14 protein-coding genes are annotated in these 16,747 nt (G+C 61.4%); 10 read left to right on the forward strand and 4 right to left on the reverse strand.

Annotated elements, in window-relative coordinates; translation table 11 throughout:
* Positions 1-30 precede the first annotated feature (30 nt).
* A complete protein-coding gene (pobA, locus tag CAF63_RS08680) occupies positions 31-1,224 on the forward strand; it encodes a 4-hydroxybenzoate 3-monooxygenase (RefSeq protein ID WP_085684446.1) in 1,194 nt (397 codons plus the stop codon).
* A 75-nt stretch (positions 1,225-1,299) separates the two neighbouring features.
* Positions 1,300-2,817, forward strand: coding sequence for an MDR family MFS transporter (locus CAF63_RS08685; RefSeq protein WP_085684449.1), 1,518 nt, complete (start codon positions 1,300-1,302; stop codon positions 2,815-2,817).
* Between the two features lie 150 nt (positions 2,818-2,967).
* Here the strand turns inward: CAF63_RS08685 and CAF63_RS08690 are convergent, their stop codons facing one another.
* From CAF63_RS08690 to CAF63_RS08705, 4 genes are all read right to left on the reverse strand, one after another.
* On the reverse strand, positions 2,968-3,816 hold the full coding sequence (locus tag CAF63_RS08690) for a cache domain-containing protein (RefSeq protein WP_085684451.1): 849 nt from the start codon (positions 3,814-3,816) through the stop codon (positions 2,968-2,970).
* Positions 3,817-3,940: 124 nt separating this feature from the next.
* The gene (locus CAF63_RS08695; RefSeq protein ID WP_085684453.1) at positions 3,941-4,816 is read right to left on the reverse strand and encodes an ATPase; all 876 of its coding nucleotides are present in this window, start codon (positions 4,814-4,816) and stop codon (positions 3,941-3,943) included.
* A 116-nt stretch (positions 4,817-4,932) separates the two neighbouring features.
* On the reverse strand, positions 4,933-5,925 hold the full coding sequence (locus CAF63_RS08700; protein ID WP_085684455.1) for an NAD(P)-dependent oxidoreductase: 993 nt from the start codon (positions 5,923-5,925) through the stop codon (positions 4,933-4,935).
* 53 nt (positions 5,926-5,978) lie between these two features.
* Positions 5,979-6,872, reverse strand: coding sequence for a LysR family transcriptional regulator ArgP (locus CAF63_RS08705; protein WP_085684458.1), 894 nt, complete (start codon positions 6,870-6,872; stop codon positions 5,979-5,981).
* A gap of 96 nt (positions 6,873-6,968) precedes the next feature.
* Between CAF63_RS08705 and CAF63_RS08710 the strand changes: the two genes are divergently transcribed.
* The 8 genes from CAF63_RS08710 (at position 6,969) to CAF63_RS08745 (ending at position 16,618) form a co-directional block, all read left to right on the forward strand.
* On the forward strand, positions 6,969-7,370 hold the full coding sequence (locus tag CAF63_RS08710) for an ACT domain-containing protein (protein WP_085684460.1): 402 nt from the start codon (positions 6,969-6,971) through the stop codon (positions 7,368-7,370).
* Positions 7,371-7,375: 5 nt separating this feature from the next.
* Complete coding sequence (locus tag CAF63_RS08715) at positions 7,376-7,978, forward strand: LysE/ArgO family amino acid transporter (RefSeq protein WP_085684462.1); 603 nt, start codon at positions 7,376-7,378, stop codon at positions 7,976-7,978.
* Between the two features lie 176 nt (positions 7,979-8,154).
* Positions 8,155-8,751: a superoxide dismutase gene (locus tag CAF63_RS08720; RefSeq protein WP_003227660.1), complete on the forward strand. Its 597-nt coding sequence runs from the start codon at positions 8,155-8,157 to the stop codon at positions 8,749-8,751.
* 352 nt (positions 8,752-9,103) lie between these two features.
* Entirely contained in the window at positions 9,104-11,155 is a 2,052-nt protein-coding gene (locus tag CAF63_RS08725; protein ID WP_007953246.1) for a bifunctional diguanylate cyclase/phosphodiesterase, read from the forward strand.
* 195 nt (positions 11,156-11,350) lie between these two features.
* Positions 11,351-12,697 carry an imelysin family protein gene (locus CAF63_RS08730; RefSeq protein ID WP_085684464.1) on the forward strand — a complete coding sequence of 449 codons (1,347 nt, stop codon included), beginning with the start codon at positions 11,351-11,353 and terminating at the stop codon, positions 12,695-12,697.
* 287 nt (positions 12,698-12,984) lie between these two features.
* Positions 12,985-14,412, forward strand: coding sequence for a di-heme oxidoredictase family protein (locus CAF63_RS08735; RefSeq protein ID WP_085684466.1), 1,428 nt, complete (start codon positions 12,985-12,987; stop codon positions 14,410-14,412).
* Between the two features lie 26 nt (positions 14,413-14,438).
* Complete coding sequence (locus CAF63_RS08740) at positions 14,439-15,503, forward strand: imelysin family protein (RefSeq protein ID WP_007953243.1); 1,065 nt, start codon at positions 14,439-14,441, stop codon at positions 15,501-15,503.
* A 14-nt stretch (positions 15,504-15,517) separates the two neighbouring features.
* Positions 15,518-16,618, forward strand: coding sequence for a DUF1513 domain-containing protein (locus CAF63_RS08745; protein WP_007953242.1), 1,101 nt, complete (start codon positions 15,518-15,520; stop codon positions 16,616-16,618).
* Positions 16,619-16,747 lie beyond the last annotated feature (129 nt).

The following is a 16,747-nucleotide window of genomic DNA, read 5'->3' on the forward strand; positions in this document are numbered from 1 at the left end:
GTCGCGTGAAGCTTGCGAGTCATAAAAACAATGAAAACGCTGAAAACCCAAGTCGCCATTATCGGCGCCGGTCCGTCCGGATTATTGCTCGGCCAACTGCTGCACAACGCCGGCATCGACACCCTGATTCTGGAGCGTCAGACACCTGACTATGTACTCGGCCGAATCCGCGCCGGTGTGCTTGAACAAGGCATGGTAGAGCTATTGCGCGAGGCTGGCGTGGGTCAGCGGATGGACGCCGAAGGGCTGGTGCATGGCGGGTTCGAACTGGCCCTGGACGGGCGTCGGGTACACATCGATCTGCAGGCGTTGACCGGTGGAAAAACCGTGATGGTCTACGGCCAGACCGAGGTCACCCGCGACCTGATGGCCGCTCGTCGGGAGACCGGCGGACAAACCATCTACGAAGCCAGCCATGTCGTTCCCTGTGGCATGAAAAGCGACGAAGCCTATGTCACCTTCGAAAAGGACGGCGAAACCTGGCGCGTCGATTGCGACTACATCGCCGGTTGCGACGGGTTCCACGGTGTGGCCCGGCAGTCGATTCCCGAGGACTGCCTGAAAGTCTTTGAGCGGGTTTATCCGTTCGGCTGGCTGGGCATTCTCGCCGATACGCCACCGATTCACGACGAACTGGTCTACGCCCGCCACGAGCGCGGCTTCGCCCTGTGCAGCATGCGTTCGGCGACCCGCACCCGCTATTACCTGCAAGTGCCGGCCGAGGAAAACGTCGACGACTGGTCGGATCAGCGTTTCTGGGATGAACTGCGCAATCGTCTGCCGAAGGATCTGGCGCAGAAACTGGTGACCGGTCCGTCGATTGAAAAGAGCATCGCGCCGCTGCGCAGTTTTGTGGTCGAGCCGATGCAGTACGGGCGGATGTTTCTGGTCGGGGATGCAGCGCACATCGTTCCGCCGACCGGCGCCAAGGGTCTGAATCTGGCGGCCAGCGATGTCAGCACGCTGTTCAGGATTTTGCTGAAGGTCTATCGCGAAGGTCGCACTGACTTACTGGAGAAATACTCGGAGATCTGCCTGCGCCGGGTGTGGAAAGCCGAGCGGTTTTCCTGGTGGATGACTTCGATGCTGCACCGCTTCGATGAGCATGATGATTTCAGCCAGCGGATCTGCGCTTCGGAACTGGACTACTTTGTCAGTTCAGAGGCGGGTCAAAAAACCATTGCAGAAAATTACGTCGGGCTTCCGTATGAGGCTATCGAATAGCCTGCTATCGACTTACACTGGCGAGCACTGATCCGCTCGCCACGGCGGATATCATCTCTGCCCACAGGTTTGCCCGTGACCACTCTCAACCATCCCGAAACGCCCAAACCGGCCATTCGCAGCGTGCTGGTCGCGCTGATGATGGCGATCTTTCTCGGCGCGCTGGACCAGACCATCGTCGCCGTTTCCATGCCGGCCATCTCCGCCCAGTTCAAGGACGTCAGCCTGCTGGCTTGGGTGATTTCGGGCTACATGGTGGCGATGACCGTGGCGGTGCCGATCTACGGCAAGCTCGGCGATCTATACGGGCGGCGCAAACTGATGCTGTTCGGCATGGGCCTGTTCACCCTCGCCTCGCTGTTCTGCGGCATGGCCCAGAGCATGGAGCAACTGGTACTGGCGCGGATTTTCCAGGGCATCGGTGCCGGCGGGATGATTTCGGTAAGTCAGGCGATCATCGGCGACATCGTCCCGCCTCGCGAACGCGGGCGCTACCAGGGCTATTTCTCCAGCATGTACGCGGTGGCCAGCGTTGCCGGCCCGGTGCTCGGCGGCTACATGACCGAGTACCTGTCATGGCGCTGGGTGTTCCTGATCAACTTGCCGCTGGGCCTTGGCGCGTACTGGGTGGCGCGACGCAATCTGATCGGCCTGCCGATTCCCCAGCGCAAACCAATCATCGATTATCTCGGCACGCTGCTGATGATCATCGGCCTGACCGCGCTGTTGCTGGCGATCACTCAGGTTGGCCAGGGCCACGCGTGGCGCAGCAGTGAAGTGCTCGGTTTGTTCGCTTGCGCGGTGGCGGTGTTGGCGGTGTTTGTCTGGCATGAACGACGCGTCCGGGAGCCGTTGCTGCCGATGCACCTGTTCACCAACCGCAGCGCGCTGCTGTGCTGGTGCACGATTTTCTTTTGCAGCTTCCAGGCGATTTCGCTGATTGTGCTGATGCCGCTGCGCTTCCAGAGCGTGACCGGTGCTGGGGCGGACAGCGCTGCATTGCACTTGCTGCCGCTGGCGATGGGATTGCCGATCGGCGCGTATTTCGCCGGACGCCGCACTTCGATCACCGGACGCTATAAACCGCAGATTCTGAGCGGCGCGCTGCTGATGCCGATCTCGATCCTCGGCATGGCCTTCAGCCCGCCCGATGCGACGCTGCTCAGCAGCCTGTTCATGCTGCTCAGCGGGATCGCCGGTGGCATGCAGTTCCCGACCTCGCTGGTCGGCACGCAGAATTCGGTCGAGCAAAAGGACATCGGCGTCGCCACCAGCACCACCAACCTGTTCCGCTCCCTGGGCGGCGCGGTGGGTGTGGCGTTGATGTCGGCGCTGTTGCTGGCGTTGTTGCAGGACTCCAGTTTCGCCCACCTGGCTGGCAGCTCGCTGATGAGCGAAGGGCATTCCGGCAACGTGCTGCTCGATGGCCTGAACGCGGCGCCCGGCGATGCGCAGAACGCCTTGCGCGCCGAGCTGCTGGTGACATTCCGGCATTTGCTGATGGTCAGCGCGGCAGTGTCGCTGCTCGGGCTGGCGGCGGCGATCGCGATGCCGAACCGGTTGTTGCGCGGGCGTGAACACGGCGCCCGCTGACTAACGAACACCGCGTGACCTGTGGGAGCGACGGTGCGACGACTCGACTTGCTCGCGATGGGAGCGTGTCAGTCAACGATATTGGTGAATGACACATTGCATCGCGAGCAAGTCGAGTCGTCGCACCGTCGCTCCCACAGGGATGTGCACTCAAGCACTGTAATAACCGACCGCCACCAGCATGTTCCCGACCTTCTTCAGGTAGGCATGTTTGTTCTCGACCTTGCCGGTCACCGGGTTTTTCCAGCGGTACTCGTACTCCCCCTCATCCTGTTTGCCAATCAGCGCGAGAATCGGTTCGCCCACCGGTTTGCCTTCCGGGTCATCGACCTTGGCGAAATCGGTGTTGATCAGGCGCAAGTTGGTGCCGTGGGCGACGTAGCGGTGGTTGTCGAGATTGACGACGAACACATACAGGTCGTCCTGCAAGTAACCGCCCTTGAGCGAGTTGATCGCGGACAACGTGCCCTTCTCGTCTTTGGTCAGGTCGGTGGCCGCTTTGTCGAGCAATGCTTTCGCCTGTTCAGCCGACGCGCGCGGCAAGTAATAACCCACTGCCAGAATCCGCTGACCGATGCGTTGATAGTAAACATGCTTGCGCTCGACCTTGCCGTCGGACCAGTTCTGCCAGCGGTATTCGGCCTGCTGGATGCCGTTGCCTTCCGGCACTTTCAAGGCGTCCTTGAAGGACTTCTGCAAGTCCGGCCCGAGGACTTCGCTGACGTCGCGACCGATCAATGCCGACGATGGCCCACCGCTGGCGAGCATCACGCCCTTGGTGTCGACCACGAACACGTAGCGATCCTTGTCGACGAATTCGCCCTGGCGGCTGAACGCCGCGAACGCCTTGTCGCCGTTGTCGTGGTAGTAGGCCAGAGCCTTTTCCAGCAGGGCGATGGCGGCCTTGCTGTCGTCTTTTTCCGTGGCGGCCGCGTTGGCCTGACCGAAACTCAACAGCAGCACCGCGCCGAGCCAGGCCAGCTTGTGCACAAACCCCATGACGCATCCCTCGTTCTTGTTGGTGTTTCAAGAGCGTAGACGGCCTGAAGGCATGTATGGATATTCAGAAAGCTTCTGAATGTTGCTGCGGCGAGGGTGTTCGCGCCCTCGCCATGCGACAAACTTACGGACGGGCGTTGATTTGCTGTTGCAGATTCTGGATCTGCGCTTGCAGGGTGTTGATGTTGCGGGTCATCTGCCCACGGAATGCGTCGAACTCGGCGGTGTTGGTGCCGCCCTGCGCAGCGGCCGGACGATTGTCCTGCTCGCTCTTGAGAATGACGATTTCCTGCTCCAGACGCTCGATGGCGGCGTTCGAACTGCCCTGTTTTTTCAGGGCCGTGATGTCGGCACCGAGGCTCTTGAACTGTGCATCGAAACCCTTCACCTGTGCATCGAAGCTCTTGAGCTGGGCGTCGACTTTGCTGGTGTCGGCCGGTGTGCTTTTCAGCGTGGCCAGTTCGGCGCTCAGGGCTTTGACCTGGGCCTGCAACTGGGTGTTGGCGTTCTGTTGTTCAGTGGTCTGGGCGGTCATCTGCGCCAGGCGCTTGTCCAGATCCGTCGCCTGCCCGGCCACGCCCTGCTGCTGTTTGCTCTGATCCTGAAGCGCGCTTTGCAGCTGTTTGATCTGCAGCTTCAAAGCTTCGCTGTCGGTGGTGACGTTGGTCTGGCTGGCCACGACCTTGCCGGAAATGTCCTGCAGCCGCCCAGCCGCTTCCTCACTGATACGCGCGAAACTTTCCTGGGTCGCCACCAGTTGCTGCTCCATCAGCGAAATCTGCTGGAAGCTCCACCAAGCCAGACCAATGAAGGCGAAGAACAATGCGCCGACCAGTGCCCACAACGGCCCGGTGCTGGCAGCCTTGACCTTGACCACCGGCGGCGTGCGCGAATGCACGGAGGTGCGGGCGGTGGCCGGAAAGTCGTCGTCATCGAGGGCGTCGGCGCGCAGGCTCGGTACATCGTCGAAATCGTCGTGGGCATCGTTACGCATGGACATTGAGGCAACCTTTGTGAAACTCGGTGATGGCAGATTGGGGCGAAGTATAAACCCCGCGGCCGCTGGGGTTGACCCTCAAGCCGTGGCGCGGTTCAGTGCCGGCCGGCAGATTCGTGTCAACGAATGTCCTGGGCCTTCCACCAGCCACAGAACTCATCGAGGGCCGTCCACAGACTGACTTTCGGATCGTAGTCCAGATAATGCCGGGCGCGACTGATGTCGAGGGTGAAATTTTTGTTCATCACCTGCATGCCCAGGCGCGACAGGGTCGGCTCGGGACGCCCCGGCCAGAGCTTGCACACACCTTCGTTGAGCGCCGCCACGCTGTAGGCCAGGCCGTAGGAACGGTATTTGGTGACCTGTGGGACTTCCATCTTGCGCATCACGTAATTGACTACATCCCACAGCGGCACCGGAGCGCCGTTGCTGATGTTGTAGGCCTTGCCCAGCGCTGAGGCGTCGGCCAGCAGGCTGCTGAGCAACGCTTCGTTGAGGTTGTGCACGCTGGTGAAATCGACCTTGTTCAGACCGTTGCCGATGATCGCCAGACGGCCCTTGCGCTGCATGTTCAGCAAGCGCGGGAAGATGCTCATGTCGCCGGCGCCGGTGACGAAACGCGGGCGCAGGGCGAGGGTTTCGAGGCCGAATTCCTGGGCGCCGAAAACCTTTTGCTCGGCCAGGTATTTGGTCGCTGCGTAGTGATGCTTGAAGCGCTTGGGCACTTGCTCTTCGGTCAGGCCGAGATGGTCGCGACCGTCAAAGTAGATCGAGGGCGACGACAGATGCACCAGCCGCCGAACCCGTTGTTTCAGGCAGGCCTCGACCACGTTTTCGGTGACCTGCACGTTGCCCTGATGGAAGTCCTGATACCGACCCCACAAGCCGACCGCGCCGGCGCAATGCACCACAGCTTCGACATCACTGCATAGCGCACGCACCAGATCCGGGTCGCTCAAATCGCCTTGAACGAACTCGGCACCGCGACGCACCAGATGCTCGACACCCTCGGCCCGGCGACCGTTGACCCGCACGTCCAGGCCCTGCTCCAGGGCGAAACGCGCAAAGCGTCCGCCAATGAAGCCGCTTGCGCCGGTGACCAGAATTTTCATGTAAAGCTCCGCTGTCTTTCGTTTGCCTGATTCGTGAGTCTTGACGCTGGCCGTCAGTCCAACGGCACGAGCCATTGCGCCGACGAGCGCACCAATTGCTCGGTCAACAGGCCGAGCAACTGACCGCCATTGCGCCAATGATGCCAGTACAAGGGCACATCGATCGGTTTATCTGGCAACAGTTCGCGCAGCACGCCGCGCTCCAGTTGTTCGCGCACCTGTAATTCCGGCACCAGTCCCCAGCCGAGCCCGGCTTCGGTCAGGCGAATGAAACCTTCGGACGACGGACACAGGTGATGTTCGAAACCGCCATCGACGCCGAGGGATGCGAGATATCGATGCTGCAGAAAATCGTCCGGGCCGAACACCAGCGCCGGGGTGCGCGGTAATTGCTCGGCCCGCACGCCGTCGGGAAAGTGCCGTTCAATGAACGCCGGACTGGCCAGTGCCCGATAACGCATCGCGCCAAGTAACACGCTGCGCGCGCCTGCTACCGGCCGCTCGCTGGCGCACAGGCAACCGGCCACTTCACCGGCGCGCATGCGTTTGAGGCCGACGGTCTGGTCTTCGACGATCAGGTCCAGCAATAGATGTTGTTCGGCGCAGAAATCGCCCACCGCCTCGGCCCACCAAGTGGCGAGGCTGTCGGCATTCAGGGCGATGCGCAGGCGCTCCGGCAGGCCTTCTTCGTCCAGCGCCGGCACCAGCGTCTGCAAATCCCGTTCGAGCAGGCGCACCTGCTGCACATGGTTGAGCAGGCGCCGGCCAATCTCGGTCGGCGAAGGCGGCGTGCCGCGCACCAAAACCGGCTGACCGATCCGCGCCTCCAGCAGTTTGATCCGCTGGGAAATTGCCGATTGCGAAAGGCCCAGCACCTGCGCCGCCCGTTCGAATCCGGCCTGCTCGACCACGGCGGCCAGAGCGGAAAGCAATTTGTAGTCGAACATCAGTTTTCCTAATGAGCGATCAGCACTATTGGTTTTTCTTATACAGCGTCAACCGGGAGAATAGCCAGCGAGCACTCTTTATCAAGGACCACCTCCATGGCTGGCGAAACCTCGTTGACCACCCTGCTGCGCAGCATGAGCCCGCAGCTCAATGCTGGCGAATACGTATTCTGTACCTTGCGCGACGGGCATTTGCCGAGTGGCCTGGAAATCGTCGGCAGTTTCCGTGAACAGGAAGGCCTGACGGTGATTCTCGAACGCTCCCACGCCGAGCGCGCCGGTTTCGGCTTTGACTATGTCGCGGCGTGGATCACGTTGAACGTGCATTCGGCGCTGGAGGCCGTCGGCCTGACCGCCGCGTTCGCCACCGCACTGGGCAAGGCCGGTATCAGTTGCAACGTGATTGCCGGCTACTACCACGATCATTTGTTCGTCGGTCAGGCCGACGCCGAACGCGCCATGCAAGTGCTGCGCGATCTCGCAGCCAACGCGGAGTAACGATCATGTGGCAAAGCTATACCAACGGTTTGCTGGTGGCGTTCGGGCTGATCATGGCGATCGGCACGCAGAATGCCTTTGTCCTGGCGCAGAGCCTGCGGCGTGAGCATCACCTGCCGGTCGCCGCACTGTGCGTCGCCTGTGATGCGTTGCTGGTGGCGGCAGGTGTTTTCGGTCTGGCCACTGTGCTGGCGCAGAATCCGACCCTATTGGCGGTCGCCCGCTGGGGCGGCGCGGTGTTTCTGATCTGGTACGGCAGCCAGGCGTTGCGCCGGGCTTGCTCGAAGCAAAGTCTGCAACAGGGAGAAAACCAGACCGTACGTTCGCTGCGCGCGGTGATGCTCAGCGCACTGGCAGTGACGCTGCTCAACCCGCACGTCTATCTGGACACCGTTCTGCTGATCGGCTCTCTCGGCGCACAACAGTCGGTGCCCGGCGCTTATGTCATCGGTGCGGCGAGTGCTTCGCTGCTGTGGTTCTTCACCCTGGCGTTCGGCGCGGCATGGCTCGCACCATGGCTGGCGCGGCCGAGTACGTGGCGGATTCTGGATCTGTTGGTGGCGGTGATGATGTTCACGGTGGCGGGGCAATTGATATTGGCTTCCTGAATTATTCCAAAAGGCTCTGGAACCTCTATCCCACACAGTTGTTGCGTGGTTAACCCGCCCCCCCGGTGCTATGATCCGAACCCTGCGCCGCAAAGAGTAAAAACTCGCCGGTGCATTTCTGGCCGCCCGTGATCGGCCTTGCGCTCACCGCAACAGACCTGATTAGGAGAATCATCATGGCTTTCGAATTGCCGCCGCTGCCTTACGCACACGATGCCCTGCAGCCGCACATTTCCAAGGAAACCCTGGAATTCCACCACGACAAGCACCACAACACCTACGTCGTGAACCTGAACAACCTGGTGCCAGGCACCGAGTTCGAAGGCAAGACCCTGGAAGAAATCGTCAAGACTTCCTCGGGCGGCATCTTCAACAACGCCGCTCAGGTCTGGAACCACACCTTCTACTGGAACTGCCTGGCGCCAAACGCCGGCGGTCAACCAACCGGCGCACTGGCTGAAGCCATCAACGCGGCGTTCGGCTCGTTCGACAAGTTCAAGGAAGAGTTCAGCAAAACCTCGATCGGCACCTTCGGTTCCGGCTGGGGCTGGCTGGTGAAAAAGGCTGACGGTTCCCTGGCTCTGGCCAGCACCATCGGCGCCGGCAACCCGCTGACCAGCGGCGACACCCCGCTGCTGACCTGCGACGTATGGGAACACGCTTACTACATCGACTACCGTAACCTGCGTCCTAAGTACGTCGAGGCGTTCTGGAACCTGGTCAACTGGAAGTTCGTGGCCGAGCAGTTCGAAGGCAAGACCTTCACCGCTTAAGCTGCGTCCCCGAAAAAACCCGGCATTGCCGGGTTTTTTTCTGCCCGCAAAAATCATCGTGGGTGCGTCGCATCACAAACAGGGCCTTTTCCCACACGTAAAGAAGCCCTTCTCGCCTTGCTCCCAAGCCACAGCGGACTAACATCAAAAATGGAAAAATTGTCCGACACCCTCAAGTTGGAGAGCAAAACTACCGACACAGTACAAATAGGGCAAATACTCCAGACAGCAGCATTTCGGCCAAGGCCACGGACAAATTTTCCAGGGCTCGAATGTCCCTTTGACTGCCAACACGGGATTGCCAATACTCATGGCAACTTGACGCTACCCGCACGGAACAAGGAATAACCCTTTGAAGCTGGAACTCAAGAACAGCTTGTCGGTGAAGTTGCTCCGGGTCGTGCTCCTGTCGGCATTGATCGTCGGCGTGGTCTTGAGCTGCGCGCAGATTGTTTTCGATGCCTATAAAACACGCCAGGCCGTCGCCGGCGATGCCGAACGCATCCTCGACATGTTCCGCGATCCCTCCACCCAGGCTGTTTACAGTCTGGATCGGGAAATGGGCATGCAGGTGATCGAAGGACTGTTCCAGGACGACGCCGTGCGTCAGGCCTCCATCGGCCATCCCAACGAAGCGATGCTCGCGCAGAAATCCCGTGAGCTGCAGCATTCCAACAGCCGCTGGCTGACCGACCTGATCCTCGGCCAGGAACGCACTTTCACCACCCAACTGGTGGGACGCGGGCCGTACAGCGAGTATTACGGCGACCTGAGCATCACCCTCGACACGGCCACCTACGGTCAGGGATTCATCGTCAGCTCGGTGATCATCTTCATTTCCGGCGTGTTGCGCGCTTTGGCCATGGGCCTGGTGCTGTATCTGGTCTATCACTGGCTGCTGACCAAACCGCTGTCGCGGATCATCGAACACCTCACCGAGATCAACCCGGACCGCCCCAGCGAACACAAGATTCCGCAGCTCAAGGGCCACGAGAAGAACGAACTCGGAATCTGGATCAACACCGCCAACCAGTTGCTCGAATCCATCGAACGCAATACCCACCTGCGCCACGAAGCGGAAAACAGCCTGCTGCGCATGGCCCAGTACGACTTCCTCACCGGCCTGCCGAACCGCCAGCAATTGCAACAGCAACTGGACAAGATTCTGGTGGATGCCGGCAAGCTGCAGCGGCGGGTCGCCGTCCTTTGCGTAGGTCTGGACGATTTTAAAGGCATCAACGAACAATTCAGCTACCAGACCGGCGACCAATTGCTGCTGGCCTTGGCTGACCGCCTTCGCGCCCACAGCGGTCGCCTCGGCGCCCTCGCCCGTCTCGGCGGCGATCAGTTCGCGCTGGTGCAGGCCGATATCGAACAGCCTTACGAGGCGGCGGAACTGGCGCAAAGCATCCTTGATGACCTGGAAGCGCCGTTCGCCCTCGATCATCAGGAAATCCGTCTGCGCGCGACCATCGGCATCACTTTGTTCCCGGAGGACGGCGACAGCACCGAGAAGCTGTTGCAGAAAGCAGAACAGACCATGACCCTGGCCAAGACCCGCTCGCGCAACCGCTATCAGTTCTATATCGCCAGCGTCGACAGCGAGATGCGCCGCCGTCGCGAACTGGAAAAAGACCTGCGCGACGCCTTGCTGCGCGATCAGTTCTACCTCGTCTATCAGCCGCAGATCAGCTACCGCGATCATCGCGTGGTCGGGGTCGAGGCATTGATCCGCTGGCAGCATCCGGAACACGGTCTGGTGCCGCCGGACCTGTTCATCCCGCTGGCCGAGCAGAACGGCACCATCATAGCCATCGGCGAATGGGTGCTGGATCAGGCCTGCAAGCAACTGCGCGACTGGCACGATCAGGGCTTCGTCGATCTGCGCATGGCGGTCAACCTGTCCACCGTGCAGTTGCACCATGCCGAGCTGCCACGGGTGGTCAACAACCTGTTGCAGATGTACCGCCTGCCGCCGCGCAGCCTGGAGCTGGAAGTCACCGAAACCGGCCTGATGGAAGACATCAGCACCGCCGCCCAGCACCTTCTGAGCCTGCGTCGCTCCGGTGCCTTGATCGCCATCGACGACTTCGGCACTGGCTACTCCTCGCTGAGTTATCTCAAAAGTCTGCCGCTGGACAAGATCAAGATCGACAAGAGCTTCGTCCAGGACCTGCTGGATGACGACGATGACGCGACCATCGTTCGCGCCATCATTCAACTGGGCAAGAGCCTGGGCATGCAGGTGATCGCCGAGGGCGTGGAAACCGCCGAACAGGAAACCTACATCATCTCCGAAGGCTGCCACGAAGGTCAGGGTTACCACTACAGCAAACCGCTACCGGCGCGCGAGCTGAGCGTTTATCTCAAGCAGGCCCAGCGCAGCAACGCGGCCATCCTCTGACATCTCCCTGCGAAGCCCGGCAAAACCCTTGATCCGCCGGGTGTGGTCTACGCTGTTGATCCAGCGCAAACCCCGCGCAAATAGGAAATATTTCCAGCTACAACCCTTTACACATAATGCGAAAGATTTGCATTATGTCGCAGCTTTGCGCACCCCCGCGCCTGTCCACTCAATTACCGAAGCAGGATGTTCGCCATGATTCGTATGCCTCTGGCTACCGCCAGTCTGCTGGCCATCGCTATTTCCCTCGCCGGTTGCGGCGAAGGTAAAGACAAAGAAAAGGCCGCCGCTCCTGCGCCGACTCCGGCTGCGAGCACCGCTGCACCGGCTGCACCTACTGCTGCCGGTAAAGTCGACGAGGCCGCCGGCAAAGCCGTTGTCTCGCACTACGCCGACATGGTCTTCGCCGTTTACAGCGATGCCGAATCCACCGCGAAAACCCTGCAAACCGCCATCGACGCGTTCCTCGCCAAGCCGGACGCCGACACTCTGAAAGCCGCCAAGGCTGCCTGGGTTGCCGCCCGCGTTCCTTACCTGCAGAGCGAAGTGTTCCGCTTCGGCAACACCATCATCGACGACTGGGAAGGTCAGGTTAACGCCTGGCCTCTGGACGAAGGCCTGATCGACTACGTCGACAAGTCCTATGAGCACGCTCTGGGCAACCCGGGCGCCACCGCCAACATCATCGCCAATACCGAAGTACAGGTCGGCGAAGACAAGGTCGACGTCAAGGACATCACGCCGGAAAAACTCGCCAGCCTGAACGAGCTGGGCGGCTCCGAGGCCAACGTTGCCACCGGCTACCACGCCATCGAATTCCTGCTCTGGGGCCAGGACCTGAACGGCACCGGCCCTGGCGCCGGCAACCGTCCGGCCTCGGACTACCTGGAAGGCAAAGGCGCCACCGGCGGTCACAACGATCGTCGTCGTGCCTACCTGAAATCCGTGACCCAGCTGCTGGTCAGCGACCTGGAAGAAATGGTCGGCAACTGGAAGCCGAACGTGGCCGACAACTACCGCGCCACCCTGGAAGCCGAACCGGCTGAAAGCGGCCTGCGCAAAATGCTGTTCGGCATGGGCAGCCTGTCCCTGGGCGAGCTGGCCGGCGAGCGCATGAAAGTGTCCCTGGAAGCCAACTCCCCGGAAGACGAACAGGATTGCTTCAGCGACAACACCCACAACTCGCACTTCTACGATGCCAAAGGCATTCGTAACGTTTACCTGGGCGAGTACACCCGCGTCGACGGCACCAAAATGACCGGCGCAAGCCTGTCGTCGCTGGTGGCCAAGGTTGACCCGGCTGCCGACACCGCGCTGAAAGCCGATCTGGCCGCCACCGAAGCCAAGATCCAGATCATGGTCGATCACGCCAACAAGGGTGAGCACTACGACCAGTTGATCGCGGCCGGCAACACTGCCGGCAACCAGATCGTCCGCGACGCCATCGCTTCGCTGGTCAAGCAGACCGGCTCGATCGAAGCCGCTGCCGGCAAACTGGGCATCAGCGACCTGAACCCGGACAACGCCGATCACGAGTTCTGATCACAGCGTCCGCGTTAAAAAAGGCGACCTTCGGGTCGCCTTTTTTATGCCTGCCATACACAAAACCCGTGGGAGCGAGCTTGCTCGCGAAAGCGTCCTGTCAGGCAATGCATCAGTGGCTGAACCAGCGCTTTCGCGAGCAAGCTCGCTCCCACAAGGTTTGCACCCAGCCTTAAGATTTGTGAAACCCCTGCCCTGCATCAAGCAAACGATAATTCCTCTTATTCAAACCCCCTCGCCCTGTTAGACTTTGCGCCTTTAAATTCGCCCCTCTTGCAGGAAGTCTGATGCCCTCGCTGCCTCTTCGCTTGTCCGCACTGTTTCTGGCCCTGGGCCTGAGTGCCTGCGATGACGCCCCGCGTTTCACCAAGGCCGAGCCGGGTGAGGCCCGTTCCGGCGGCGCGGCGACCGTGCGCAAGAGCGATCAGAATGCGTTCTCCCTGCCGTCGGCCAACTTGCCGCCCTCGCGCCGTGTGGACTTCAGCGTCGGCAACAGTTTCTTTCGCAGCCCGTGGGTGATCGCGCCGTCGACCACCACCGCCCGCGATGGCCTCGGCCCGCTGTTCAATACCAACGCCTGCCAGAACTGCCACATCAAGGACGGCCGCGGCCATCCGCCGACGCCGGATGCGGCCAACGCGGTTTCAATGCTGGTGCGTCTGTCGATTCCCGATTCGCCGGCCTATGCCAAGGTCATCGAACAGGTGGGCGTGGTGCCCGAGCCGGTTTATGGCGGCCAGTTCCAGGACATGGCAGTTCCCGGCGTCGCGCCGGAAGGCAAGGTGCGGGTCGATTACACGCCTGTGCCGGTCCGCTTCAAGGACGGCACTGAAGTCGAGCTGCGCAAACCGGCCTTGCAGATCACCCAGCTCGGCTACGGCCCGATGCACCCGGACACACGTTTCTCGGCCCGCGTTGCGCCGCCGATGATCGGCCTCGGCCTGCTCGAAGCGATCCCGGAAGAAGCGATCCTCGCCAACGCCGCTGCGCAGGCCAAAGCAAACAACGGCATCAACGGCCGGCCAAACCGGGTCTGGGACGATGAGCAGCAAAAGACCGTCATCGGTCGATTTGGCTGGAAAGCCGGCCAACCGAACCTCAATCAACAAAATGTTCACGCGTTTTCTGGTGATATGGGCCTCACGACCAGCCTGAGACCGTTTGATGACTGCACCGACGCGCAAACCGCCTGCAAACAGGCACCGAACGGCAATGGCCCGGACGGCGAACCTGAAGTCAGCGACAACATCCTGCGCCTGGTGCTGTTCTACAGTCGTAACCTCGCCGTTCCCGCCCGCCGAGGGGTCAACGATCCGCAGGTGCTGGCCGGCAAGAATCTGTTTTTCCAGGCGGGCTGCCAGTCCTGTCACACACCGAAATACACCACCGCCGCCAACGCGGCCGAACCTGAACTGGCCAATCAAGTGATTCGCCCGTACAGCGATCTGCTGCTGCATGACATGGGCGAAGGCCTGGCGGACAACCGCACCGAATTCCAGGCCTCCGGCCGCGACTGGCGCACCCCGCCGCTGTGGGGCATCGGCCTGACGCAGGCGGTCAGCGGCCACACCCAGTTTCTGCATGACGGCCGCGCCCGCAACCTGCTCGAAGCCGTGCTCTGGCACGGCGGCGAAGCGAAAGCGGCGCAGCAACAGGTTTTGTCTTTCAATGCCGAGCAGCGTGCCGCGCTGCTGGCGTTCTTGAACTCACTTTAAACACTTGAAAGAATCGGGAGCCCGACATGTTCCGTCCCAAGCTGTTGTTCACCAGCCTTGCCGCACTGGCCCTCGGCGCGTGCTCGCCGCAGGATCCGCAAGCCGTCACCTCGGCAGCCATCGCCAAATCGGTGATCCTGCCGACCTACACCCGCTGGGTTGAAGCCGACAAGCAACTGGCCGTCAGCGCCCTCGCCTACTGCCAGGGCAAAGAGTCGCTGGACACCGCCCGTGCCGACTTCCTGCACGCGCAGAAAGCCTGGGCCGAGCTGCAACCGCTGCTGATCGGCCCGCTGGCTGAGGGCAACCGTTCGTGGCAGGTGCAGTTCTGGCCGGACAAGAAAAACCTGGTCGGCCGTCAGGTCGAGCAACTGGTCACCGCGCAGCCGCAGATCGATGCCGCCGCACTGGCCAAGTCCAGCGTCGTGGTTCAAGGCCTGTCCGCTTACGAGTACATCCTGTTCGACGCCAAACCTGACGTGGCCAACGACGCACAGAAAGCCAAATACTGCCCACTGCTGGTGGCCATCGGCGAGCGTCAGAAACAACTGGCCGAAGAAATTCTCAGCAGCTGGAACAACACCGACGGCATGCTCGCGCAGATGAGCAAGTTCCCGAACCAGCGCTACGCCGACTCCCACGAAGCGATCGCCGATCTGCTGCGGGTACAGGTCACGGCCCTCGATACCCTGAAGAAAAAACTCGGCACGCCGATGGGCCGTCAGAGCAAGGGTGTGCCTCAGCCGTTCCAGGCCGACGCATGGCGTAGCCAGTCGTCCATGGAGTCGCTGGAAGCCAGCCTCGCAGCGGCCAAAACCGTCTGGGAAGGCGTCGACAACAAAGGTCTGCGCGGCTTGCTGCCAGCCGAGCAGAAACCGCTGGCGGACAAGATCGATGCAGCCTACGCGGCGTCGCTCAAACTGTTTGGCAGCACTCAGCGCTCGCTGACCGAAATGCTCAACGATGACGCCGGTCGCCAGCAGCTCAACGACATCTACGACAGCCTCAACGTCGTCCACCGCCTGCACGAAGGCGAGCTGGCCAAGGCGCTGGGCATCCAACTGGGCTTCAACGCCAACGACGGTGACTGATGAGGGCACGTGCCATGCTGCGACGCCAGGCTCTGACTTTAGGTAGTTTGCTGCTGGGAGCAGTGACACTGGGCGGCTGGACGCTGTTCAAACGCAAGGACCAAAGCCCGCTGCTGTTGTCGGCACGGGACGACACCGACGGCAAGCATTACGCCGTCGGTTATCGGCTGGACGGCACTCAGGTATTTGCCACCGAAGTCGGCCAGCGCTGCCACGACATCATCAATCACCCGACGCTGCCGATCGCGCTGTTCGTGGCCCGCCGGCCGGGCACCGAGAGCTACCTGATCGACCTGCGCAACGGTGCATTGCTGCAAACCGTGACGTCGCAGCCAAACCGGCATTTCTACGGACACGCGGTGATCCACCACAGCGGCGACTACCTGTACGCCACCGAAAACGACACCACCGATCCGGGCCGTGGCCTGCTCGGGGTGTACAAATTCGAAGGCGAACGGCTGGTGCACAGCGGCGAGATTTCCACCCACGGTCTCGGCCCGCATCAGGTGTCGTGGATGCCCGACGGTGAAACCCTGGTGGTGGCCAACGGCGGGATCCGCACCGAGGCCGAAAGCCGGGTCGACATGAATCTCGACGCCATGGAACCGAGCCTGGTGCTGATGCAGCGCGACGGCACCCTCCTGAGCAAGGAAACCCTCGCCCAGCAGATGAACAGCGTGCGCCACCTGGGGATCGCCAGCGACGGCACCATCGTCGCCGGCCAGCAATTCATGGGGCCTTCCCACGAGCGCTCGGAGCTGCTGGCGATCAAGCGTCCGGGCCAGCCATTCGTGGCGTTCCCGGTGCCGGAGCATCAGTTGCAGTCGATGGGTCATTACACCGCCAGCGTCGCCGTGCACAGCGACCTGCGTCTGGTGGCACTGACCGCACCGCGCGGCAACCGCTTCTTCATCTGGGACCTGGACAGCGGCGAAGTGCGCCTCGACGCGCCATTACCCGACTGCGCCGGCGTCGGTGCGGTGAAGGACGGTTTTGTCGTGACCTCCGGTCAGGGACGCTGCCGATACTACGATTGCCGTCAGGACGATCTGCTGGCCAAACCGCTGGATTTGCCCGCAGGGCTCTGGGACAACCATCTTCATCTGATGGCCTGAAATTCGCCGCCGACCGTTCGGTCGGCGGCCCCGCTTTCCTCCACCCTCTTCCCTTACACCCGGTAAAAACTGGCAGTTGGAATCCCTGCCGGACTCGGGGTAATGTGCCCGCCTGTCTCGCCTGATTTT

It is taken from the genome of Pseudomonas sp. B20(2017) (genome assembly GCF_002113125.1).
In the GTDB taxonomy this organism is placed as follows: domain Bacteria; phylum Pseudomonadota; class Gammaproteobacteria; order Pseudomonadales; family Pseudomonadaceae; genus Aquipseudomonas.

Coding starts and splice junctions, on each gene's coding strand:
- CAF63_RS08695 (WP_085684453.1), bottom strand. CDS start 4,816: ATGTCCATGCGTAACGATGCCCACGACGATTTCGACGATGTACCGAGC.
- CAF63_RS08715 (WP_085684462.1), top strand. CDS start 7,376: ATGTGGCAAAGCTATACCAACGGTTTGCTGGTGGCGTTCGGGCTGATC.
- pobA (WP_085684446.1), top strand. CDS start 31: ATGAAAACGCTGAAAACCCAAGTCGCCATTATCGGCGCCGGTCCGTCC.
- CAF63_RS08710 (WP_085684460.1), top strand. CDS start 6,969: ATGGCTGGCGAAACCTCGTTGACCACCCTGCTGCGCAGCATGAGCCCG.
- CAF63_RS08720 (WP_003227660.1), top strand. CDS start 8,155: ATGGCTTTCGAATTGCCGCCGCTGCCTTACGCACACGATGCCCTGCAG.
- CAF63_RS08690 (WP_085684451.1), bottom strand. CDS start 3,816: ATGGGGTTTGTGCACAAGCTGGCCTGGCTCGGCGCGGTGCTGCTGTTG.
- CAF63_RS08740 (WP_007953243.1), top strand. CDS start 14,439: ATGTTCCGTCCCAAGCTGTTGTTCACCAGCCTTGCCGCACTGGCCCTC.
- CAF63_RS08735 (WP_085684466.1), top strand. CDS start 12,985: ATGCCCTCGCTGCCTCTTCGCTTGTCCGCACTGTTTCTGGCCCTGGGC.
- CAF63_RS08705 (WP_085684458.1), bottom strand. CDS start 6,872: ATGTTCGACTACAAATTGCTTTCCGCTCTGGCCGCCGTGGTCGAGCAG.
- CAF63_RS08745 (WP_007953242.1), top strand. CDS start 15,518: ATGCTGCGACGCCAGGCTCTGACTTTAGGTAGTTTGCTGCTGGGAGCA.
- CAF63_RS08730 (WP_085684464.1), top strand. CDS start 11,351: ATGATTCGTATGCCTCTGGCTACCGCCAGTCTGCTGGCCATCGCTATT.
- CAF63_RS08700 (WP_085684455.1), bottom strand. CDS start 5,925: ATGAAAATTCTGGTCACCGGCGCAAGCGGCTTCATTGGCGGACGCTTT.